Annotated in this window: 26 protein-coding genes; 17 read left to right on the plus strand and 9 right to left on the minus strand. The window is 74.0% G+C overall.

All coding sequences use genetic code 11. From position 1 onward, the window contains the following. The first annotated feature begins 60 nt into the window (after window positions 1-60). The 4 genes from DT076_RS16895 (at window position 61) to DT076_RS16910 (ending at window position 2,997) form a co-directional block, all read left to right on the plus strand. Window positions 61-1,056, plus strand: coding sequence for a Gfo/Idh/MocA family protein (locus DT076_RS16895; protein WP_114127882.1), 996 nt, complete (start codon window positions 61-63; stop codon window positions 1,054-1,056). Beyond that, window positions 1,053-2,054 (plus strand): Gfo/Idh/MocA family protein, encoded by a 1,002-nt coding sequence (locus DT076_RS16900; protein WP_114127883.1) that lies wholly within the window; start codon window positions 1,053-1,055, stop codon window positions 2,052-2,054. The genes DT076_RS16895 and DT076_RS16900 overlap by 4 nt, the downstream gene beginning before the upstream one ends. A gap of 188 nt (window positions 2,055-2,242) precedes the next feature. Continuing rightward, window positions 2,243-2,488, plus strand: coding sequence for a hypothetical protein (locus DT076_RS16905; protein WP_147264186.1), 246 nt, complete (start codon window positions 2,243-2,245; stop codon window positions 2,486-2,488). Further along, entirely contained in the window at window positions 2,485-2,997 is a 513-nt protein-coding gene (locus tag DT076_RS16910; RefSeq protein WP_233494027.1) for a DinB family protein, read from the plus strand. Before DT076_RS16905 ends, DT076_RS16910 begins: the two co-directional genes overlap by 4 nt. 21 nt (window positions 2,998-3,018) lie before the next feature. Here DT076_RS16910 and DT076_RS16915 read toward each other — a convergent pair whose 3' ends face one another. Both DT076_RS16915 and DT076_RS16920 read right to left on the minus strand, forming a co-directional pair. Next, the gene (locus DT076_RS16915; protein WP_114127885.1) at window positions 3,019-3,246 is read right to left on the minus strand and encodes a hypothetical protein; all 228 of its coding nucleotides are present in this window, start codon (window positions 3,244-3,246) and stop codon (window positions 3,019-3,021) included. Further along, a complete protein-coding gene (locus DT076_RS16920; RefSeq protein WP_114127886.1) occupies window positions 3,243-3,671 on the minus strand; it encodes a hypothetical protein in 429 nt (142 codons plus the stop codon). Before DT076_RS16920 ends, DT076_RS16915 begins: the two co-directional genes overlap by 4 nt. A gap of 154 nt (window positions 3,672-3,825) precedes the next feature. On the opposite strand from DT076_RS16920, the gene DT076_RS16925 reads away from it, so the two are divergent. The 3 genes from DT076_RS16925 (at window position 3,826) to DT076_RS16935 (ending at window position 6,326) form a co-directional block, all read left to right on the plus strand. Continuing rightward, complete coding sequence (locus DT076_RS16925; RefSeq protein WP_114127887.1) at window positions 3,826-4,986, plus strand: sensor histidine kinase; 1,161 nt, start codon at window positions 3,826-3,828, stop codon at window positions 4,984-4,986. Further along, window positions 4,983-5,648 (plus strand): response regulator, encoded by a 666-nt coding sequence (locus tag DT076_RS16930; RefSeq protein WP_114127888.1) that lies wholly within the window; start codon window positions 4,983-4,985, stop codon window positions 5,646-5,648. Before DT076_RS16925 ends, DT076_RS16930 begins: the two co-directional genes overlap by 4 nt. Before the next feature lie 105 nt (window positions 5,649-5,753). Continuing rightward, window positions 5,754-6,326 (plus strand): dihydrofolate reductase family protein, encoded by a 573-nt coding sequence (locus DT076_RS16935; RefSeq protein ID WP_114127889.1) that lies wholly within the window; start codon window positions 5,754-5,756, stop codon window positions 6,324-6,326. A gap of 12 nt (window positions 6,327-6,338) precedes the next feature. On the opposite strand, the gene DT076_RS19695 is transcribed toward DT076_RS16935, so the two are convergent. Next, window positions 6,339-7,913, minus strand: a complete 1,575-nt coding sequence (locus DT076_RS19695; protein WP_199539253.1) for a serine/threonine-protein kinase — start codon at window positions 7,911-7,913, stop codon at window positions 6,339-6,341. Between the two features lie 112 nt (window positions 7,914-8,025). Then, complete coding sequence (locus DT076_RS16945) at window positions 8,026-8,199, minus strand: CsbD family protein (protein WP_114127890.1); 174 nt, start codon at window positions 8,197-8,199, stop codon at window positions 8,026-8,028. Window positions 8,200-8,299: 100 nt separating this feature from the next. On the opposite strand from DT076_RS16945, the gene DT076_RS16950 reads away from it, so the two are divergent. The 3 genes from DT076_RS16950 (at window position 8,300) to DT076_RS16960 (ending at window position 13,214) form a co-directional block, all read left to right on the plus strand. Beyond that, on the plus strand, window positions 8,300-9,271 hold the full coding sequence (locus DT076_RS16950; protein ID WP_114127891.1) for an NAD-dependent epimerase/dehydratase family protein: 972 nt from the start codon (window positions 8,300-8,302) through the stop codon (window positions 9,269-9,271). A gap of 7 nt (window positions 9,272-9,278) precedes the next feature. Then, complete coding sequence (locus DT076_RS16955; protein ID WP_114127892.1) at window positions 9,279-10,730, plus strand: glycosyltransferase; 1,452 nt, start codon at window positions 9,279-9,281, stop codon at window positions 10,728-10,730. A gap of 90 nt (window positions 10,731-10,820) precedes the next feature. Next, window positions 10,821-13,214: a beta-N-acetylhexosaminidase gene (locus DT076_RS16960; protein WP_147264187.1), complete on the plus strand. Its 2,394-nt coding sequence runs from the start codon at window positions 10,821-10,823 to the stop codon at window positions 13,212-13,214. A gap of 55 nt (window positions 13,215-13,269) precedes the next feature. On the opposite strand, the gene DT076_RS16965 is transcribed toward DT076_RS16960, so the two are convergent. Continuing rightward, a complete protein-coding gene (locus tag DT076_RS16965; RefSeq protein WP_267896843.1) occupies window positions 13,270-14,151 on the minus strand; it encodes an oxidoreductase in 882 nt (293 codons plus the stop codon). Between the two features lie 106 nt (window positions 14,152-14,257). Between DT076_RS16965 and DT076_RS16970 the strand changes: the two genes are divergently transcribed. Then, window positions 14,258-14,728 carry a winged helix-turn-helix transcriptional regulator gene (locus tag DT076_RS16970; protein ID WP_114127895.1) on the plus strand — a complete coding sequence of 157 codons (471 nt, stop codon included), beginning with the start codon at window positions 14,258-14,260 and terminating at the stop codon, window positions 14,726-14,728. Here DT076_RS16970 and DT076_RS16975 read toward each other — a convergent pair. Genes DT076_RS16975 through rpmF form a run of 4 tightly spaced genes read right to left on the minus strand, consistent with a single transcriptional unit; the run spans window position 14,707 to window position 16,411 of the window. Further along, complete coding sequence (locus DT076_RS16975) at window positions 14,707-14,958, minus strand: type B 50S ribosomal protein L31 (RefSeq protein WP_114127896.1); 252 nt, start codon at window positions 14,956-14,958, stop codon at window positions 14,707-14,709. The genes DT076_RS16970 and DT076_RS16975 overlap by 22 nt on opposite strands. A 22-nt stretch (window positions 14,959-14,980) precedes the next feature. Next, window positions 14,981-15,103, minus strand: coding sequence for a type B 50S ribosomal protein L36 (gene ykgO / locus DT076_RS16980; protein WP_114127897.1), 123 nt, complete (start codon window positions 15,101-15,103; stop codon window positions 14,981-14,983). A 37-nt stretch (window positions 15,104-15,140) separates the two neighbouring features. Further along, the gene (locus tag DT076_RS16985) at window positions 15,141-16,241 is read right to left on the minus strand and encodes a GTP-binding protein (protein WP_233494028.1); all 1,101 of its coding nucleotides are present in this window, start codon (window positions 16,239-16,241) and stop codon (window positions 15,141-15,143) included. Further along, window positions 16,238-16,411: a 50S ribosomal protein L32 gene (rpmF, locus tag DT076_RS16990; RefSeq protein ID WP_114127898.1), complete on the minus strand. Its 174-nt coding sequence runs from the start codon at window positions 16,409-16,411 to the stop codon at window positions 16,238-16,240. Before rpmF ends, DT076_RS16985 begins: the two co-directional genes overlap by 4 nt. Before the next feature lie 78 nt (window positions 16,412-16,489). Between rpmF and rpmB the strand changes: the two genes are divergently transcribed. From rpmB to DT076_RS19700, 6 genes are read left to right on the plus strand one after another with little or no spacing between them, the layout of a single operon-like run. Then, window positions 16,490-16,726 (plus strand): 50S ribosomal protein L28, encoded by a 237-nt coding sequence (gene rpmB, locus DT076_RS16995; RefSeq protein ID WP_114127899.1) that lies wholly within the window; start codon window positions 16,490-16,492, stop codon window positions 16,724-16,726. Then, complete coding sequence (gene rpmG, locus DT076_RS17000; RefSeq protein WP_114127900.1) at window positions 16,726-16,893, plus strand: 50S ribosomal protein L33; 168 nt, start codon at window positions 16,726-16,728, stop codon at window positions 16,891-16,893. The genes rpmB and rpmG overlap by 1 nt, the downstream gene beginning before the upstream one ends. After that, window positions 16,893-17,198, plus strand: coding sequence for a 30S ribosomal protein S14 (rpsN, locus tag DT076_RS17005; protein ID WP_114127901.1), 306 nt, complete (start codon window positions 16,893-16,895; stop codon window positions 17,196-17,198). Before rpmG ends, rpsN begins: the two co-directional genes overlap by 1 nt. Beyond that, complete coding sequence (locus DT076_RS17010) at window positions 17,195-18,265, plus strand: FecCD family ABC transporter permease (protein WP_233494029.1); 1,071 nt, start codon at window positions 17,195-17,197, stop codon at window positions 18,263-18,265. Before rpsN ends, DT076_RS17010 begins: the two co-directional genes overlap by 4 nt. Next, a complete protein-coding gene (locus tag DT076_RS17015) occupies window positions 18,265-19,053 on the plus strand; it encodes an ABC transporter ATP-binding protein (RefSeq protein WP_114127902.1) in 789 nt (262 codons plus the stop codon). Before DT076_RS17010 ends, DT076_RS17015 begins: the two co-directional genes overlap by 1 nt. Then, a complete protein-coding gene (locus DT076_RS19700; protein WP_199539254.1) occupies window positions 19,050-19,337 on the plus strand; it encodes a hypothetical protein in 288 nt (95 codons plus the stop codon). Before DT076_RS17015 ends, DT076_RS19700 begins: the two co-directional genes overlap by 4 nt. The last annotated feature ends 6 nt before the right edge of the window (window positions 19,338-19,343 follow it).

The following is a 19,343-nucleotide window of genomic DNA, read 5'->3' on the forward strand; positions in this document are numbered from 1 at the left end:
CCTCGCCGCGATAGCGTCGACCACGGCCAGCGTCGTCCACCCGACAGGAGACACCGCACCGTGTCCGCACCCCTTCGCGTCGCCGTCCTCAGCTTCTGGCACGTGCACGCTGACGACTACTCCCGACGCGCTCAGGAACACCCCGCTACCGAGCTCGTCGCCGTGTGGGACGACGACCGCGACCGCGGGCAGGAGGCCGCGGAGAGGCTCGGCGTCGAGTTCGTGGCCGACCTGCCGACGCTGCTCGGCCGCGACGACATCGACGCCGTCACGGTGACGGCCCCCACCGCGGTCCACCGGGACCTCATCGTCGCGGCCGCGGAGGCGGGCAAGCACGTCTTCACCGAGAAGCTGCTGGCGCCCACCGTCAGCGAGGCCGAGGAGGTCGTGGCGGCGGCCGAGCGCCACCAGGTCGCGCTGGTGGTCTCGCTGCCCCGGCTCTACCACGGCTACACCGCAGCCATCCAGGACGTCCTCGCCGAGGGCCGGCTGGGCCGGCTCACCCACGGCCGGGTCCGGCTCTCCCACGGCGGGGCGGTGCGGAACTGGTTGCCGGAGCGCTTCTACGATCCGGAGACGGCGATCGGGGGTGCGCTGACCGACCTCGGCTGCCACCCGGTCTACCTGCTGCAGCTCTTCCTCGGTGCCCGTCCGGACAGCGTGTCCGCCACCTACCGCGCGGTCACCGGGCGCGCGGTCGAGGACCACGCCGTCGTCGTGGCCGGCTACCCGGACCAGTCGATCGGGGTGGCCGAGGCGGGCTTCGTCGGCCGCACCCCGTTCACGATCGAGCTGAGTGGCACCGAGGGCAGCCTGCGCTACTCCGACGCCGAGGACGGGGTCGTCGTCACCGACGCCGACGGTCGGCACGTCCTCGAGGTGGGCCCCGACGGCCCGGACGCCTTCGACCAGTGGGTCGGGCACATCACCCACGGCACCCGTGCCGAGGACAACCTGGAGCGGGCGGTCGAGCTGACCCGGCTGGTCGTCCTGGCCAATCGCTCCGCCGCCGAGGACCGTGCCATCCACCCTGCGGAACAGGAGGCCACCCGATGACCGCTACCGTCCGCGTCGGGCTGATCGGTGCCGGCGGCATCGCCAGCGCGCACTTGCTGGGCTACCACGCCCACGCGGAGAAGATCGCGGTGGCAGCCGTCGCCGAGGTCGACCCCGCCGTCCGCCAGCGACGCGGCGAGGAGCTGGGCGTCCCGGTCTACGACAGCTACCTCGAGATGCTCGCCGACGCCGACGTCGACGCGGTCGACATCTGCCTCCCGCACCACCTGCACCGGGACGCCATCGTGGCCGCGGCCCGCGCCGGGAAGCACATCCTGTGCGAGAAGCCGCTGTGCCTGACCGCCGAGGAGGCTGCCGAGGTGCAGCGCGCGGTGACCGAGCACGGGGTCACCCTGATGTGCGCCCACAACCAGCTGTTCCTGCCCACCGTGGCCAAGGCCAAGGAGCTGCTCGACAGCGGCCTGCTGGGGCGGGTCTACGAGGTGCGCACGACCGACAGCTTCTTCAACGACTTCGACCCCGACTCCATGGGGTGGCGGGCCAGCGCCAGCACCAGCGGCGGCGGCGAGCTGATCGACACCGGCTACCACCCCAGCTACCTGATGCTCCACCTGGCCGGGGGGAGGCCGGTCCAGGCCACGGCGATGCTGTCCACCCACCGCCTGACGTTCATGGAGGGGGAGGACTCGGCCCAGGTGCTGGTCCGTTTCGACAACGGGGTGGTGGGCCACCTCGTCACCAGCTGGGCCTACGCCCCGGCGTCGGTCACCGAGCGCTTCTCGGTCGTCGGCGAGCTCGGTTCGTTGCACAGCGACGGGACATCGCTGACCTACGACCTGCGCTCGGGCGACAGCGAGACCTTCACCTTCGAGAAGGTGCACACGATCAGCGCGGAGATCGGTCACTTCGCCGACGCCCTGCTCACCGGCAGCCGCCCGTTGCACACCGAGAAGGAGGGGATCGAGGTCCTCGGGATGATCCTGGCCGCCTACCAGGGCGCCCGGACCGGGACCATCGCCGAGGTCATCCGGGCCTAGACGTCCGTCCCGGTCGACCCCGACCTGCACCGTGGCGTCGACGACGGTGTCCTCGAAACCGTGCTGGAGACGGCGCCATGCTGCCGGCGGGACGTCTCGCGCTGCCGCGCCAGCTTCACCAGCTTCCGGCTCGCGCTGGGCGGGGCACCGGCCGTCGCGGAGGCGGAGTGGTCTGGCAGGCTGGCGGCGTGCAGCGCGTGCTGTGGTGGACGTGGATCGTCCTGGGCGTGGTCTGGCTCGGCCTCCTCGTCCTGCGGTGGGTCGACTGGCAGCGCGGCGAGACGCTGGAGTCGTACCACTGGCTTCCGGCGGTCTGCGGCCTGGTCGCGGTGGGGTGCGGGCTCGTCGGCTCGGGGCGGGCGTTGCGGGACCAGCGTCGGCAGGAGCGTGCGGCGCGCCGGCGCCAGGCGGACGAGACGGAGACCGCACCATGAGCCAGCCGGCCGACCCGATGGTGGTGGGCACCGAGGACGAACGCGTGCAGCTGGAGGTGTTCCTCGACGCCCACCGCGCGCACCTCGAGCAGACGCTGGACGGTCTGACCGAGGAGGAGGCGCGGCGTCGCCTGGTGCCGTCGCAGACCACGCTGCTCGGCCTGGTCAAGCACCTGGTGTTCGTGCAGGCCGTGTGGTTCACCGAGGCCGTCACCGGCACCCCGCGGACCGAGCTCGGGCTGCCGGCCACCGCGGACGAGTCGTTCCTGCTCACCGACGACGACACGATCGCGAGCGTGCTGACCGACTTCCGCGCCGCCTGCGAGACGGCCCGCAGCCGGGACGCGGGCCGCTCGCTGGACGAGGTGGTCACCGGCCACCAGCGGTTCGGGCCCGTCACCGTGCGCTGGATCCACCTGCAGGTGCTGCGCGAGCTCGCCCACCACTCCGGGCACGCGACATCCTGCGTGAGCAGATCCTGGCCGGGCGGGAGCAGACGTCCGGGGTGAACGGCTGAGCCCGGTCCGGCTTCATCCCCGGCGGCGGGCCCGCCGGTCGACCAGCAGCGCCACCCCGACGCCGAGCACCGACAGCACGGGCAGCAGCGCCCCGAGCAGGCCCCGGCCGAGGACGTCCTGCAGCACCAGGGCGGCGAGGAAGCCGCCGACCAGACCCAGCGCGGCCACCCCCGTGGTGCGCCAGGGCTCACCCGGCCGCCCGCGGCCGTCCGCGCCGTCGCGACCCGTCGTCTGGCTCACCGGTCAGCCCGCCCCGCCGGCTCGCGTCGACCGGTGCGGACCCGCTGCAGCAGCAGGGCGAGCGCACCGCCGAGCAGGCCCCAGCCGGCGCCGACCAGCAGCACCGGGACGATGGCGAGCGGCGTCGCCAGCGGTCCCTGCAGCTCGCCGGTGAGCAGTGGCGACAGCACGGCGCTGAGCAGCGTGGACAGCACGGCGTAGGCCACTCCGGCGAGCGCCAGCGTGAGCAGCGGGTGCGGCACCCGCGACAGGCCGACCACCGCGACCCAGACCGCGGTCACCACCACCGTCAGCACGACCGGCAGCACCGGCCCGGGGGACAGCCCCAGCTGGTCGGTGACGATCCGGGTGACCGGACGGATCAGGGCGAAGGCGCCGAGAGCGACGACGAGGGGCCAGCGGACGGCCCGCAGGGAGTGCTTCATGGGTCTCGACGCTAGGCAGCCGGCCGCGGCGGCGGATCCGCTGAGCGGCGCGAGCAGCACCGCGCTCCGACGACGTCCGGCTACGTCGAGGAGCGACCCCGGACGCCCCCGTCGACGGGTGCGCCACCGGCGACGGCCTCCCTACGCTGAGGCCATGACCCGCCGGACGTCGACCCTCGCGGCCGCGTCCTGGGTGCCCGACGCGGGGCTGGCGGTCCTGCTCGCCGCCGCGCTGGCGCTGGTGATGGCGACGTCGGAGGGCGGCAGCCGCCCGCCGGATCTGCGCGCCTACGCCTTCGCCGTCGGTCTCGGGGCGCTGCTGCTGCTGCGTCGGCGGCTGCCGCGCACGGTGCTCGTGCTGACGACCCTGGCCACCTTCGCCTACTACACCTTCGACTACCCGCCGATCGGGGTCGCGCTGCCGCTGCTCGCCGCGCTGTTCTCCGCCGCCGAGCGGGGGCTGGTGCTCTGGCCGGTCGGCACCGCGGTGGTGGTGCTCACCGTCGCCACCGCCTTCCGCATCCGCGACGACGACGTCCCCCTCGGGACGCTGCTGGGGTACGAGTCGATCGCCAACGCGGCCCTGTTCGCCGCCGCGGTTGCCGTCGGCCACCTGGTGCGGTCGCGGCGGCTGGCGACCGAGCAGCGGGCCCGGATCGCCGAGCTCACCGAGGCCCAGCTCCGCCGCGAGACCGAGCTGCAGGTGCGCGCCGAGCGGGAACGGATCTCCCGCGAGCTGCACGACACCGTCGGGCACACCCTCTCGGTGATCAGCCTGCAGGCCGGGGTCGCCGAGGAGGCGGTCGGCCACGACGACGCCGCCGTGGCCCGGGCGGTCGGACGGATCCGGGAGGCCAGCCGGGCCTCGCTGGCCGAGCTGCGCTCGCTGGTGCGGCTGCTGCGTCGCAGCGAGGAGGACGGTGACCGGCTGCTCTCGCTGGCAGCGGTGGGCGACCTCACCGGGGCCGCGGCGGCGACCGGGCTGGACGTCCGCAGCCGGGTGACGGTGCCCGCCGGCGCGCTGTCGCCCACGGTCGACGCCGCCGCCTACCGCGTCGTGCAGGAGTCGCTCACCAACATCATCCGCCACGCCCGCGCCGCGCACGCCGAGGTGCGCGCGGAGGTGGTCGACGGCCGTCTGCTGGTGCGGGTCAGCGACGACGGCGACGGCCCGGTGGCCGGCACCGACACCGGCGCCGGGCTGCTGGGCATGACCGAACGGGTGCGGCTCCTCGGCGGGACGCTCAGCGCCGCCGGCGAGCCGGGGAAGGGGTTCACGGTGGAGGCACGGATGCCGACGAGGATCGACCGGTGATCCGAGTGGTGCTGGTCGACGACCAGGAGCTGGTCCGCACCGGGCTGCGGGCGCTGGCCGAGCGCGACGGCGACATCACCGTCGTCGGGGAGGCCGACAACGGGTGCTCCGGGCTCGGCCTGGTCCGCCAGCTCAGACCCGACGTGGTGCTGATGGACCTGCGGATGCCCCAGCTCGACGGCATCGCCGCCACCCGCGGCATCACCGCCGACCCGGCGCTGACCGACGCCCGGGTGGTCGTCCTCACCACCTTCGACGGCGACGACGAGATCGCCGCGGCCATCGAGGCCGGCGCGGCGGGCTACCTGCTCAAGGACGTCGGGCCGGCCGACCTGCGGGCCGCGATCCGCACCGTGCACGCGGGTGAGGCGCTGCTCTCGCCCGCGGTGACCCGCAAGGTGCTGGCCACCTTCGTGGCCCGCACGCCGCGGCGGCTGCGGCCGGAGCTGGTGGCGGGGCTCACCCCGCGCGAGCGGGAGGTGCTCGCCCGCGTGGGGCTGGGGGAGTCCAACGACGAGATCGGACGCTCGCTGCACCTCAGCCCCGCCACCGCGCGCACCTACGTCGGCCGGCTGCTGACCCGGCTGGGCGCCCGCGACCGCGCCCAGCTGGTCGTGCTGGCCTACGAGTCCGGGCTCGTCACGCCCGGCTGGGACGCCTGAGCCTGGGCGTGTGGTTCTCGTCCACGACAGGAGCGGACGCCGGTCCCTGGCGTCAGGGCCGTGGCGTGGGCAGGGCGTCCCGCACCGGGGACGAGGAGGATCGGCATGGCACGGGAGCTGGTGTGGACGGGGTTCGTGACGCTGGACGGCGTGACGGACTCGCCGGGCGGTCGGCAGGAGGGCGACCCGGGCGGCGGCTGGGTCTTCCACACGGAGTTCGACCCGGAGGCGTTCGCGCTCAAGGGCGAGGAGCTGGCGGAGACCAGCGCGCTGATGTTCGGCCGCCGCAGCTACGAGGCGTTCGCGTCGGTCTGGCCGGGCTCGGAGGACCACGCCGCCTACCAGGACCTGCCCAAGTACGTCGTCTCCAGCACCCTGCAGCCCGACGCGCTGGTCGAGGGCTGGGGTGAGCAGCAGATCCTGCGCAGCACCGAGGACGTGGCCGCGCTGAAGCAGGGCGAGGGTGAGGCGGTGTTCATCCACGGCAGCGGCGAGCTGGCGCTGCGGCTGGCCGAGGCCGGTCTGGTCGACCGCTACAACCTGCTGGTCCTCCCGGTGCTGCTCGGCGAGGGCAGGACGGTGTTCAGCCGGGTCCCGCGCGAGCAGCGCCTGTCACTGCGCGAGTCGGCCGCCTACGGCAACGGCGTCATCAAGGCGGTCTACGACGTCGTCCGCTGACGTCTGCAGCGCTCAGCGGTTGCTCAGCACCGTGGAGGCGGCGATCTTGAGGGTGCCCTCCTCCTCGACCAGCTCGAAGGCGGTCGGCTCGACCAGCACCCGGCCGTCGTCGTAGTAGTAGGTGAGGGTGGCCTGCGCCTCGTCGGGTGGGGACGCCGTCACGTCGCTGGCCTCGACCCGGTCGATGTCGTCCCAGAACGCCTCGTAGGCCTCCCGGCCGCCGGCGTGGTCGCTCTGGTAGCGCGATGTCATCCGTGGCCAGGCCGCGTCGGTGTCGTCGGGCATCAACGCGTAGTAGTCGGTGATGGCCGCGGTCAGCTGGTCCTCGGTCGGCGACCCGTCCTGCTCCTCGCTGGGGGACGGCGAGGGTGAGGACTCCTGCTCCGACCGGTCCTCCCCGCCGGACCCGTCCTCGTCGGCGGGCGGGGCGCTGCTGGCGTCCTCCGAGGGTGCTGGCTCGGCCTCGCCGGTGGGATCGGTGGAAGCCGAGGGTGCCGAGGTGGCCGGGCCGCCGGTCGCCGTGCCCGGGTCCTGGCCGGTGAGCCGGGGGAGCAGCACCGCGCCCAGCACCACCGCCGCCACCAGCACGGCGGCGAGCGCCACCAGCCCGCCGCGGCGGCGACGGCGCGGCTCCTCGACGGGCGCCGCAGCAGGTGCCCTGTCGGGGGAGGACGGCGAGGCCGGGTCGAAGCGGAAGGTCACGGGCGGACGTCCGGTCGCGACCGGGGCGGCCGGTGCCTCGACCGGCGTCGCAGCCGGCGCGGCCACCTCCGAGGCCTCGCGGCCCAGCGCCTCCAGCTCCTCGGCGACCTCGGCCATGGTGGGCCGGTCCGCCGGGTCGCGGGAGAGCATCCGGGTCAGCAGCGGGGTGAGCGGGCCGCTGTGCTGCGGCGGCTCGACGCTGCCCGCGGCCACCCGGTGCAGCAGCGCGATCGAGTTCGCCTGGGTGCCGAAGGGCGGCCTCCCCTCCAGCGCGGCATACAGCGTGGAGCCGAGGCAGAACACGTCGGAGGCGTAGGTGGCCTCCTCCCCGCGGGCGCCCTCGGGGGAGAGGTAGGCCGGGGTGCCGTGCACCAGCCCGGTGGTGGTCAGCGAGATGTCGTCCAGCGCGCGGGAGATCCCGAAGTCGCTGATCAGCGGGCCGTCCTCGGAGATGAGGACGTTGCCCGGCTTGACGTCGCGGTGCACGATCCCGAGGTCGTGGGCCGCCGCCAGCGCCGAGGCCACCCGCGCACCGATCCGGGCCACCTCGGCCGGCGGCAGCGGACCGCGCTCGCGGATCAGCTCACCCAGCGTGGTCGAGGGGACGAACTGCATGATGAGGCACGGCCGGCCGTCGTCGTCGACCACGTCGAACACCGACACCGCGTGGCGATGATGCAGCCGGGCGGTGATCCGCGCCTCCCGCATCGCCCGCTCGTTCGCGACCCTGGCCTCGTCCTCGCTCAACCCGGGCAGCGCCCGCAGCTGCTTGACCGCCACCCGGCGCTGCAGCCGCTCGTCCCAGGCGTCCCAGACGACGCCCATGCCGCCGCTGCCCACCATCTCGACGAGGCGGTAGCGGTCGGCGACCAGTCGTTCCGGCACGGCACCACCTCTCACCTCGACCGGGACCCGGTGGTTCCCCCAGACCGTCCGAGCCTATGACAGGGCGTCCGCGACGCCGGGGGCGACGGTGCCTCCGGCGTCGCGGCGGGGCTCAGCCCTTGAAGGCGTCCTTGACCTTCTCGCCGGCCTGCTTGAGGCCGCCCTTGGTCTGGTCGGCCTGGCCCTCGGCCTGGAGGTCGCGGTCGTCCGTGGCCTCGCCGATGCCCTGCTTGGCCTTGCCCTTGAGCTCATCGGTCTTGTTCTCGAGCTTGTCGTCGGCGCCCATGCTCGTCTCCTCTCTGGCCCACCCGGACGGGTGGTGCGACGCGGTGCCGCACGACCAGCCTAGGTCGGGGCCCTGATGTCGGCGGCCTACGGTGAGCCCCATGCGGATCGTGGTGGTGGGTGGCAGCGGGCACGTCGGGAGCTTCCTCGTCCCCCGGCTGGTGCGGGCGGGGCACGAGGTGGTGAACCTCAGCCGAGGGCAGCGCACGGCCTACGTCCAGGACGAGGTCTGGCAGCAGGTCGAGCAGGTGCTGGTCGACCGCGACTCCGAGGACCGCGCCGGCACCTTCGCCGACCGCGTCCTCGAGCAGCGCCCCGACGCCGTGGTCGACATGGTCTGCTTCACCCTCGACTCGGCCACCACGCTGGTCGGGCGGCTGCGCGGCGAGGTCGGCCACCTGGTGCACTGCGGCTCGATCTGGCGCTACGGGCCCAGCCGCACCCTGCCCGTCACCGAGGAGACCGCCACCCCGCCGGTGGGAGAGTACGGCGTGCAGAAGGACGCCATCGCCCAGATGCTGCGCGAGGAGACCCGCTCCGGCGGGCTGGTCACCACCTCGCTGCACCCCGGCCACATCTCCGGCCCCGGCTGGGCACCGATCGGCCCGCTCGGCAACCTCGACCCCGGCGTCTGGCGGACGCTGTCGGCCGGGGAGGAGCTGACCGCGCCGGGCACCGGCTCGGAGCTGATGCACCACGTCCACGCCGACGACGTCGCCCAGGCCTTCCAGCTCGCGCTCGAGCACCGCGACGCCGCCGCCGGGGAGGCCTTCGACGTGGTCGCCCCCTCCGCGCTCACCGTCCGCGGCTACGCCGAGGCCGCCGCCGGCTGGTTCGGCCAGCAGGCCCGGCTGCGCACCACCTCGTGGGAGGAGTTCCGCGCCGCCACCCCGGCCGAGCACGCCGACGCCAGCTGGGAGCACCTGTGGCGCAGCCACTACGTCAGCATCGACAAGACCCGGGCCGTCCTCGGCTACACCCCCCGCCACGAGCCGGACGCCGCCGCGCTGGAGGCGGTGCGCTGGCTGGTCGAGCACGGCCGGCTCGACGTCGCCGGGCCGCTCGTGGTCTGACCGTCCGGTGAGTCACGACCCCGGCCACGAGGACGCCGCCGACGACCTGCGCGGCTTCGACCTCGCCGGCACAGCCGGCCTCGCCGTCGGCGCGACCGCCTGGCTCGGCGTAGCCTGTGAGCCCATGCCGATGACGCTGCTGCTGTGCGCCACGCCGCTGTACGGCCACGTCAGCCCGGTCCTCGCCGTCGGACGGCGGCTGCGCGAGCGCGGTCACCGGGTGCTGGTGCTCACCGGGGCGCGCTTCGCCGAGCAGGTCGCGCGCAGCGGGCTCACCCTGGTGCCGCTGCCCGCGGCCGCCGAACCCGCCCCGCCGGCCGTCCGCCGGCCCCGTTCCCGGGTGCTGGCGGCCCGCGGGGACATCCTGTCGATCTTCGTCGACCCGCTGCGGGCCCAGCACGCCGCCCTGCAGCAGGCGCTGGAGGAGCACGAGGTGGACGCGGTGCTCTCCGACACCGCCTTCCTCGGGGTGCTCCCGCTGACCTCCGTCGCGCCGACCGACCGGGTGCCGGTGCTGGGGCTGTCGGTCACCCCGCTGTCGCTGGCCAGCGTCGACTGCGCGCCCTTCGGTTCGGGGCTGGCGCCGGGCTCCTCCTGGTTCACCCGGATGCGCAACGGCCAGGCCAACTGGCTGGTGCACCACGGACCGTTCCGCCGGCTGCACCAGCGGCTGGACGCCGTGCTGGCCGAGCACGGCGTGCCGCCCGGTGCAATCAACTTCTTCGACCAGACCGCCGCACCCGACCTCACCTTCCACCTCGGGCTGGCCGAGCTGGAGTACGAGCGGCGGGAGATGCCGGCCACCATCCGCTTCGTCGGACCGGTCCGCCCGGCCGCGCCGTCGGTGGTGCTGCCGCCGTGGTGGCACGAGCTGGAGGCCGGACGTCCGGTCGTCCACGTCACCCAGGGCACCCTGGACAACGCCGACCTCACCAAGCTGGTCGCCCCGACCGTGACGGCGCTGGCCGGGGAGGACGTGCTGGTCGTCGTCTCCACCGGTGGCCGGGCGGTGGAGGAGGTGGGCCGCGCGCTCGGCGGAGGGGCGCTGCCGGGCAACGTGCGGGTGGCGACCTTCCTGCCCTACCACCAGCTGCTGCCGCACCTGTCGGTGATGGTGACCAACGGCGGCTACGGCGGGGTGCACGAGGCGCTGCGGCACGGGGTGCCGCTGGTGGTGGGCGGCGACACCGAGGACAAACCCGAGGTGGCGGCCCGGGTGGCCTGGGCCGGGGTGGGCCGCAACCTGCGCACCGGACGTCCCACGCCCCGACGGGTCGGACGCGCGGTGCGGGCCGTGCTGGCCGAGGACCGCTACCGCGCCGCCGCCCGGACGCTGGGGCAGCGGATCGCCGAGCTGGGGGACCCGGCCGACGCCGTGGGCGAGGTCGTCGAGACCCTGGGAGGCCGGTCGGCGCCCGCCGGCAGCGACGTCGACCTGGGCGCCGCCGACGTCGGCTGACCACGCCCGACGGGATGAAAACGGCCCTTTCAGGATGAAAACGCCGCTTTCACGCCCCAGCCCTTGTTCCTGTCGGAGGCGTGTGGTGGTGTGAGCAGCACCCCAGGCACCGTCGCCCCGCAGGAGCACCCCATGCGCCCTCGTCCCACCCGCACCACCCTCGCGGCCGTCCTGGCCGCCGCAGCGCTCACCGTCCCGCTGCTGCCCACCGCCACCGAGGCCACCGCCACCCCGCAGGCGACTCCCGCCGCCGAGGTCGACGCCCTCGGCCTCGTCCCGCAGCCCGCGTCGGTCGAGGTGGCCGACGCCGAGCCCTGGCGGCTGACCCCGACCACCCGGATCGCCGCCGCCGGGGAGGCCCGTCCGGTCGCGCAGGCGCTGGCCGAGGAGCTGCGCACCCCCACCGGCTTCCGGCTGCCCGTCCCGGCCCGTCCGCGCCCGGGCGACCTGCAGATCGTCGTCGACGAGGACGCCGCCTACACCGTCGAGGGCGAGGCGCCGACCGAGGAGTCCTACGTCCTCGACGTCACCGCCGACGGCGCCACGATCACCGCACGCACCGCCCACGGCGCCTTCAACGGCGTGCAGACCCTGCGACAGCTGCTGCCGGCCTGGGTGGGCAGCGACCGGCCGGTCGCCACCAGCTGGACGGTGCCGGCCGTGCACATCGAGGACGCGCCCCGCTTCGCCTACCGCGGGGTGATGCTCGACGTGGCCCGCTCCTTCCAGGAGGTCGACACCGTCAAGCGCTACCTCGACACCCTCGCCTCGTTCAAGGCCAGCCACCTGCACCTGCACCTGGCCGACGACCAGGGCTGGCGGATCGAGATCACCAACGAGGGACGGGTCGAGGGCGACACCATCGACTACACCCGGCTCACCGAGATCTCGGGCGACACTGCGATGAACGAGCGCGGCTACCGCTCCGAGCTCGGCCGCAGCGGCTACTACACCCAGGAGGAGTACCGCGAGATCGTCGAGTACGCCCGCGAGCGCCACATCACCGTCGTGCCCGAGGTGGACGTCCCCGGCCACACCAACGCCGCCCTGCACGCCATCCCGCAGCTCAACACCGAGCGCTCGCTGCCCGCCCGCGACCCCGACACCGGTGTGGTCGACTGGAACGGCACCGCCGCCGTCGGCTACTCCGCGCTGGACGAGCAGCACGAGCCCACCTACCACTTCGTCAACCACGTCTTCGGCCAGCTGGCCGACCTCACCCAGGGCCCGCTGGTCCACGTCGGCGGGGACGAGTCCCACGACATGGGCCACGAACGCTACGTCGACTTCGTCAGCCGCGCCGTCCCCGAGGTCCGCGAGACCACCGGCGTCGGCGTGATGGGCTGGACCGAGTTCGCCGAGGCGGGTCTGACCCAGGGCGAGGGCTACTGGGAGGGCTCGGTGGTCCACTACTGGGTGGGCTCCGGTGACTGGGTGCGCGACTTCGTGTCCAAGGGCGGCAAGGCCGTGGTCTCCGACGCCGGCCGCTCCTACCTCGACATGAAGTACGACCCGTCGACCCCGATCGGACTCAGCTGGGCCTGCTCCGGCGACTGCGACTACCCCCGCTACTACGACTGGGAGCCCACCACCGTGGTCGAGGGCGGCCTGGCCGAGGAGGACATCCTCGGCGTCGAGGCACCGATGTGGTCGGAGACCATCCGCGGGGAGGACCAGGCCATGTACATGGCGCTGCCGCGGGCCGCGGCCATCCTCGAGACCGGCTGGAGCCAGGCCGAGGACAAGGACGTCGACTCCTTCTCCACCCGGCTCGGCGCCCTCGGCGCCCACCTCACCGTGGCCGGCACCAACTACTACGAGAGCCGCCGCGCGCCCTGGCAGTGGACCGTCGCCGGGCTGGAGGCCACCGTGCGCAAGGGACGCCCCGGCACCGTCGACGTCGGCCTGGTCGCTGCCCCCGGCACCAAGCTCTCCACGGACGGCACCGCGCTGGTGCCCGACACCGTCACCACCGACGGCGACCCAGCTTCCCAGAGCCTGCTCACCGAGCCGTTGACCGCGGTGCTGCGCTGCGGTACCGACGAGCTCCCGGTCACCTTCCGCACCGAGCAGCCGCGCGGTGAGCTGCACGCCGCCGCCACCTACACCGCCTCGGTGAGCGGCACCTTCGACGCCGCCACCGACTGCTCGCTGGAGACGTCGGCCGGGCCCACCGCGCCGGTCACCCTGTCGCTGGGACGACCGGTGGTCGAGCCCGAGCCCGAGCTCGGCGAGCCGACGCTGGAGATCCAGGACGGCGTCCTGGCCAGCGGGCAGTGGTTCGACCTTTCGGTCTCCGGGTTTGCCCCCGAGCAGCACCTGGACGTGCTGCTCGACGGCACGCTGGTCTACCGCCTGCACACCGACGAGCAGGGCCGCTTCGACCGCACCGCGCTGGTGCCCCGGGGCACCCCGGCCGGGGAGCACGAGCTCGTCGTGGCGCAGGGGGAGCGGCGGGTCGCCACCGCGATCACCGTGGGATGAGCGCGTCCGCCCGCTCGGCGGGGCGCGGCTCGTCCTCGCCGGGGCGGGGTGGTGGTCAGCGGAGCGGCCCGGCGATCGTGTCGAGCTCGGCGAGGTCGTCGCGGGAGAGCTCGAGCGCGGCACCGGCGATGTTCTGGTGCAGGTGCGCCACCGAGGACGTGCCGGGGATGAGCAGGATGTTCGGCGAGCGGTGCAGCAGCCAGGCCAGGGCCACCGACATCGGCGTCGAGCCGAGCCTCCTCGCCACCGCGGACAGCGCGTCGGACTGCAACGGGCTGAAGCCACCGAGGGGGAAGAACGGGATGTAGGCGACCCCCTCGGCGGCGAGCCGGTCGACGAGGGGGTCGTCGTGGCGGACCGCCAGGTTGTACATGTTCTGCACCGAGACGATCGGCGCGATCGACTGGGCCTCGGCGACCTGCTCCGCGGTGGCGTTGCTGACGCCGAGGTGGCGGACGACACCTTGCTGCTGCAGGTCGACCAGGGTCTCGAACGCCTCGCCGATGCGCTCGGGGACCGGCCCCGCGGCGTCGCCCAGCCGCAGGTGGACGAGGTCGAGGGTGTCGACCCCGAGCGTCTGCAGGTTGTCCTCGACCTGCTGGCGGATCTCGTCGGGCCGACGGGCGCTCGGCCACCCGCCCTGGGCGTCCCGGCGTCCGCCGACCTTGGTCGCGATCACGAGGTCGTCGGGGTAGGGGTGCAAGGCCTCGCGGATCAGCTCGTTGACCACGCGGGGTCCGTACGCCTCGGCGGTGTCGATGTGGGTGATCCCGCTGGCCACCGCGCTGCGCAGCACCTCGAGCGCGCCGTCGCGGTCCGCCGGCGGGCCCAGGACCCCCGGGCCGGCGAGCTGCATCGCGCCGTAGCCGAAGCGCATGACGGACAGGTCGCCCAGCGGCCAGGTGCCGCCGGGGAGGTGGAGCTCGGTGCTGGTCACAGATGTACCTCCCGGTCGTCGTCGTGAACGTCTGCGCTCCACTGTCGACGACGCACTTACGATAGGGAAGTAGTTACCCATAAGTGCGTAGGTATCGGGAGGGCACGTGGCGACGAGAACTGCTGCGCAGCGGAGGGCTGAGGCCAGGGCCGAGTACAACGCCTTCCTCGCGGCGTGCCCGAGCCAGCAGCTGCTGGCCCGGGTGTCGGGGAAGTGGGTGACCCTCGTCCTGTCCGCGCTGGGCAGCGGACCGGACTGCGACGGCGACCCGAGGCCGATGCGCTACTCCGAGCTCGGACGGGTGCTCGCCGGGGTGAGCCCGAAGATGCTGTCGCAGACCCTGAGGTCGCTGGAGCGAGACGGTCTCATCAGCCGCACCGCCACGGCGACGGTGCCCGTCACGGTGACCTACGAGCTGACCGACCTGGGGCTCTCGCTGCACCAGACGGTGCGACAGCTCAAGCGCTGGTCCGAGACCCACCAGGACGAGGTCGCCGCCCACCGGGCGGCCTTCGACGCTGCGCGCGGCGAGGACCCGGTGCCCAGGGGCGGCGCTCAGCCCGAGGCGGTGCCGTAGCGGCGCCGGAAGCGCTCCACGCGTCCCTCGGCGTCGACGAGGCGGCCTCGACCGGTCCAGAACGGGTGGCTCGCGGTCGAGACCTCGACGTCGTGCACCGGGTAGGTGCGGCCGTCCTCCCACACGACCGTCTCGGTCGGCTGCAGCGTCGAGCGGGTCAGGAAGGCGAACCCGGCCGACCGGTCACGGAAGACGACCGGGCCGTAGCTGGGGTGGATGTCCTTCTTCATGGCTGTCTCCTCCTCCTGGCACTCAGCCCTGCCGGGCCTTGAACCGTGGGTTGCGCTTGTTGATGACGAACGTCCGTCCCCGTCGGCGGACGATCTGGGCGCCAGGGATCTTCTTCAGCGCACGGAGCGAGTTGCGGACCTTCATGGGTCTCCTTCGGTGTTGGGGTCGGTGTCGCGGGGGGTCAGGCGGCGGCGCGCCGGATGGCGCCCAGCCAGGGTTCGAAGCCGTCGGAGAAGGCCTCCCAGAGCATCCCGCGGGCCTCGATCTCGGCGTCGTCGAGCAGCAGCCGGTCGAAGTCCTCCCGCAACCGGCCGATCCGGCCCCGGCTGGCCGTGGTCCCGGTGACCGAGATCCGGGTGAACGGGCGGGTGGAGCCCCAGGGTGAGCCGGTGCCGATGCTGAGCTGTCCGCCCGCGCCGTCCCAGACGCCGACGTCCCCGGGTCGGGTCGGCAGCCAGAAGCAGCCGCGGGTCCGCACCCCGGCACTGCCGAGCAGCTCGATCCCGTCCAGCAGCCGCTCCGGGTGGAAGGGCCGCACCGAGGACAGCTCGAGGCTCCAGGTGTGCCGGTTCACCACGAGCGGCACGGTCGGCGGTCGGGTGGGGGAGACCCACGCCTCGGTGCGGACGTGCTGGTGCAGCCCCTCGAGCAGTCCCCGGCCGTCGAGCCGGGAGGTGTCGGGGACGAGCTCGACCCCGGGACGGGCCAGCGCCCGCAGCAGCGCCCGGCCCTCGGCGTCGCTGGCCCCCGTCACGGCGAGCAGGTCGGCGTACTCGACCAGGCTGCTGCAGGTCTCGGCAACCCCGCGGTCGTCGTCGGGGGCCGCGTGCAGCCCCCGTTCGCGCAGCAGGTCGTCGCCGAGCAGGTCGACGGCCAGCGTGCTGCCCTCCAGCGCGGTCACCACGGAGCTGATCCGCGCGTGGGGGGCGGTGGTCGGATCCAGCTCGAGCAGCCGGCACACCTGCACCGCCTCCGCGGCCACCGGCAGGTGGGCGACCACCGCCTCCCACCGCCCGTCCGCGCAGAGCCGCTCGAGGGTGGGGATGATGTCCTCCCGCAGCGCGCAGCTGACGCAGGCGTGGTCGAGCTGGTGCACCACCTGCTCGACCACCCCGTCGGCGTCGCTGACCACCCGGTGCAGCTGTTGTGCCTCGACGTGCAGGTCGTGCCGGACGACCACCGCGCGCGGCAGGTCCCACTGGCAGCCGATGGTGACCGACGCCATCGCGGTGGCGTCGATCCCGGTGACGAGGACCACCGGCACCGTCCCGACCCGGCTCACCGCTCCCGCACCTCGACCAGGCCCCGCTGGACGGCCTTGACCAGGCGCCGCGGCACCCGGACGACCCGGCCGTCCACGGTCACCGGGACGAGGTCGGGCACGGTCGCCTTCCACTGCGCCCGCCGGTGCCGCGTGTTGCTGCGGGACATCCTGCGCTTGGGGACGGCCATCTCTGCTCCTCCAGGTCGACGTGCTAAATGAGAATGATTCTCGTATGCTCGAGGCACACCGTACACGAGGAGGACGTCTTGTCAGCCACCTGCCAGGTCACCGGGGCCACCCCCGGGTTCGGCCACTCCGTCTCGCACTCCCACCGCCGCACCAAGCGACGCTTCGACGTCAACCTGCAGCGCAAGACCTACTGGGTGCCCAGCCTGGGCCGTCGGATCACGCTCACCCTCAGCGCCCGCGGGATCAGGACGGTCGACGCCCGCGGGATCGACGCCGTCGTCGCCGACATCCGCGCCCGGGGAGGTCGGCTCTGATGGCCAGGCGCAACGACCTGCGTCCGCTGGTGAAGCTCCGCTCCAGCGCCGGCACCGGCTACACCTACGTCACCCGCAAGAACCGTCGCAACGACCCCGAGCGGCTCACCCTGCGCAAGTTCGACCCGATCGCCCGGCGCCACGTCGAGTTCAAGGAGACCCGCTGATGGCCAAGCGCTCCACGATCGCCGCGAACGAGAGGCGGAAGCGGACGGTCGCCCGCTACGCCGGGCGACGGGCTGAGCTGAAGGCCGAGGTCCGCCGTCCCGACGCGAGTGCCGAGGAGCGGCTGGCCGCCGTCCGGGCGCTCTCGGCGCTGCCCCGCGACGCCTCGCCCACCCGGGTGCGCAACCGCGACGCCGTGGACGGACGTCCCCGGGGACATCTGCGCAAGTTCGGGCTGTCCCGGGTGCGGGTGCGCGCGCTGGCCCACCAGGGCGTGCTGCCCGGGGTCACCAAGTCGAGCTGGTGACGACCTTCTACCGCCCGCTGGCGGCCCGGCTGCCCGCGCTCCGGGACGGGGTGCTGCTGCCGTCCGCGCTCGCCGCGGCGCTGGTGGTGTCGGGGCTGCTGGCGATCGGGCTGGGCTCGGCGGTGATCGACCCCGCCGACACCGCCCGCTACCTGTGGGCCGCGGTGAGTGGCGGCACCATCTCCGCCGACGAGGTGAGCCGCTACCAGATCGTCTGGCAGATCCGCACCCCGCGGGTGCTGCTCGCCGCCGTGGTCGGGGCCGGGTTGGCGGCGGTCGGGGCGACTGTGCAGGCGCTGGTGCGCAACCCGCTGGCCGACCCCTACATCCTCGGCATCTCCTCCGGCGCCTCGGTCGGTGCGGTCACCGTCACCCTGTTCGGGGCGCTGGCGGTGCTCGGCATCCACGCCGTCTCGGTGGGTGCCTTCGCGGGGGCGATGGGGGCGACCGTCCTGGTCTACGCAGCCGCCCGCACCCGCAGCGGGATCACCCCGCTGCGGCTCGTGCTCACCGGGGTGGCGCTGGCCTTCGGCTTCCAGGCGGTGATGAGCGTGCTCATCTACTTCGCGCCCGGCAGCGACGCCACCAGCACCGTGCTGTTCTGGACGATGGGCACCTTCGGGGCAGCCACCTGGGGCTCGGTGCCGGTGGCCGCCGCCGTCGTGCTCGTCGGGCTCGTCGTGCTGCGGCGGGCGGCGGGGACCCTGGACGTGCTGGCGCTCGGGGACGAGGCGGCCGCCTCGATGGGCGTGGACGCCACCCGGAGCCGGCGCTGGCTGTTCCTGCTGACCGCCGTCGTCACCGGGGCGATGGCCGCGGTCAGCGGCACCATCGGCTTCGTCGGCCTGGTGGTGCCGCACGTCACCCGGCTGCTGGTGGGCGCCACCCACACCCGGGTGCTCACCACCGCTCCGCTGCTCGGGGCCGTGCTCGCCGTCTGGGTCGACCTGCTGGCGCGGACGGCCGTCCCGCCGCGGGAGCTGCCGCTGGGGGTGCTCACCGCGCTGGTCGGTGTGCCGCTGTTCGTGGGCCTGATGCGGCGCCGGCACGCCTTCGGAGGTGCCTGATGGAGCTCCGCCTCGACCAGCTCTCGGTCGACCTCGGTGGGCGCCGGGTCGTCGAGCAGCTCGACCTCGACGTGACCGCCGGGGAGGTGGTCGGGCTGGTCGGGCCCAACGGCTCGGGCAAGTCCACCGCGCTGCGCTGCGTCTACCGCGCCCTGCGGCCCTCGGCCGGTGTGGTCCGCCTCGACGGCGAGGTGCTCGACTCCCTGTCGCTGCGCGAGACCGCGCGGCGGACGTCCGCCCTCACCCAGGACGGCGGCGCCGACGTCGACTTCACCGTCGCCGAGCTGGTCGCCCTCGGCCGGACGCCGCACCAGCGCGGGCCGGTCCGGCTCAGCGCGGCCGAGCGGGAGCTGTGCGAGCGGGCGATGGCCCAGACCGACGTGCTGCACCTGGCCGGGCGGGGCGTGCTCAGCCTCTCCGGCGGCGAGCGCCAGCGGGTGCTGCTGGCCCGGGCGCTGGTCCAGGAGCCGCAGCTGCTGGTGCTCGACGAGCCGACCAACCACCTCGACCTGCGCCACCAGGTTCGGCTGCTGTCCCACCTGCGCGCGACCGGCCTGACCATCCTCGTCGTGCTGCACGACCTCAACCTCGCCGCCGCCGCCTGCGACCGGCTCGCCCTGATGTCGGCCGGCCGGCTGGTGGCCGTCGGCACCCCCGCCGACGTGCTCACCGCCGAGCGGATCGCCGAGGTCTACGGCGTCGAGGTGCAGCTCACCCGGCACCCGCTGACCGGCGACCCGCAGGTGCTCTTCGCCCTCGACCGATCCCAACCGAAGGAGATCCGATGACCCTGTCCACCCGCGCCCGCGCCGTCCTGCTCGGCACCGGGGCCGCCCTGCTGCTGACCTCCTGCGGGGCCGAGGTCGAGGCGCCGTCCGGGCCCGCGGCCACCACCACCACGGTGAACCGCTGCGGTGAGCCGGTGGAGTACACCATGCCCCAGCGCGCCATCGTCTACGAGGGCGGCAGTGCGGACAAGATGTTCGCCCTCGGGCTGACCGACCACGTGCTGGGCTACGTGCTGCCGCCGGCCAACCCGCCGGTCAGCGAGTCGCCGTGGGCCGCGGAGTAGGAGGAG

Origin of the sequence: Desertihabitans brevis (assembly GCF_003327535.1) — a bacterium.
Lineage (GTDB): Bacteria > Actinomycetota > Actinomycetes > Propionibacteriales > Propionibacteriaceae > Desertihabitans > Desertihabitans brevis.

Excerpts from the sequence above, each read along its gene's own strand:
- DT076_RS16900 (WP_114127883.1), top strand. The coding sequence starts at position 1,053 with ATGACCGCTACCGTCCGCGTCGGGCTGATCGGTGCCGGCGGCATCGCC.
- DT076_RS16910 (WP_233494027.1), top strand. The coding sequence starts at position 2,485 with ATGAGCCAGCCGGCCGACCCGATGGTGGTGGGCACCGAGGACGAACGC.
- DT076_RS16920 (WP_114127886.1), bottom strand. The coding sequence starts at position 3,671 with ATGAAGCACTCCCTGCGGGCCGTCCGCTGGCCCCTCGTCGTCGCTCTC.
- DT076_RS16925 (WP_114127887.1), top strand. The coding sequence starts at position 3,826 with ATGACCCGCCGGACGTCGACCCTCGCGGCCGCGTCCTGGGTGCCCGAC.
- DT076_RS16935 (WP_114127889.1), top strand. The coding sequence starts at position 5,754 with ATGGCACGGGAGCTGGTGTGGACGGGGTTCGTGACGCTGGACGGCGTG.
- DT076_RS16945 (WP_114127890.1), bottom strand. The coding sequence starts at position 8,199 with ATGGGCGCCGACGACAAGCTCGAGAACAAGACCGATGAGCTCAAGGGC.
- DT076_RS16950 (WP_114127891.1), top strand. The coding sequence starts at position 8,300 with ATGCGGATCGTGGTGGTGGGTGGCAGCGGGCACGTCGGGAGCTTCCTC.
- DT076_RS16975 (WP_114127896.1), bottom strand. The coding sequence starts at position 14,958 with ATGAAGAAGGACATCCACCCCAGCTACGGCCCGGTCGTCTTCCGTGAC.
- ykgO (WP_114127897.1), bottom strand. The coding sequence starts at position 15,103 with ATGAAGGTCCGCAACTCGCTCCGTGCGCTGAAGAAGATCCCTGGCGCC.
- rpmF (WP_114127898.1), bottom strand. The coding sequence starts at position 16,411 with ATGGCCGTCCCCAAGCGCAGGATGTCCCGCAGCAACACGCGGCACCGG.
- rpmG (WP_114127900.1), top strand. The coding sequence starts at position 16,726 with ATGGCCAGGCGCAACGACCTGCGTCCGCTGGTGAAGCTCCGCTCCAGC.
- rpsN (WP_114127901.1), top strand. The coding sequence starts at position 16,893 with ATGGCCAAGCGCTCCACGATCGCCGCGAACGAGAGGCGGAAGCGGACG.
- DT076_RS17015 (WP_114127902.1), top strand. The coding sequence starts at position 18,265 with ATGGAGCTCCGCCTCGACCAGCTCTCGGTCGACCTCGGTGGGCGCCGG.
- DT076_RS19700 (WP_199539254.1), top strand. The coding sequence starts at position 19,050 with ATGACCCTGTCCACCCGCGCCCGCGCCGTCCTGCTCGGCACCGGGGCC.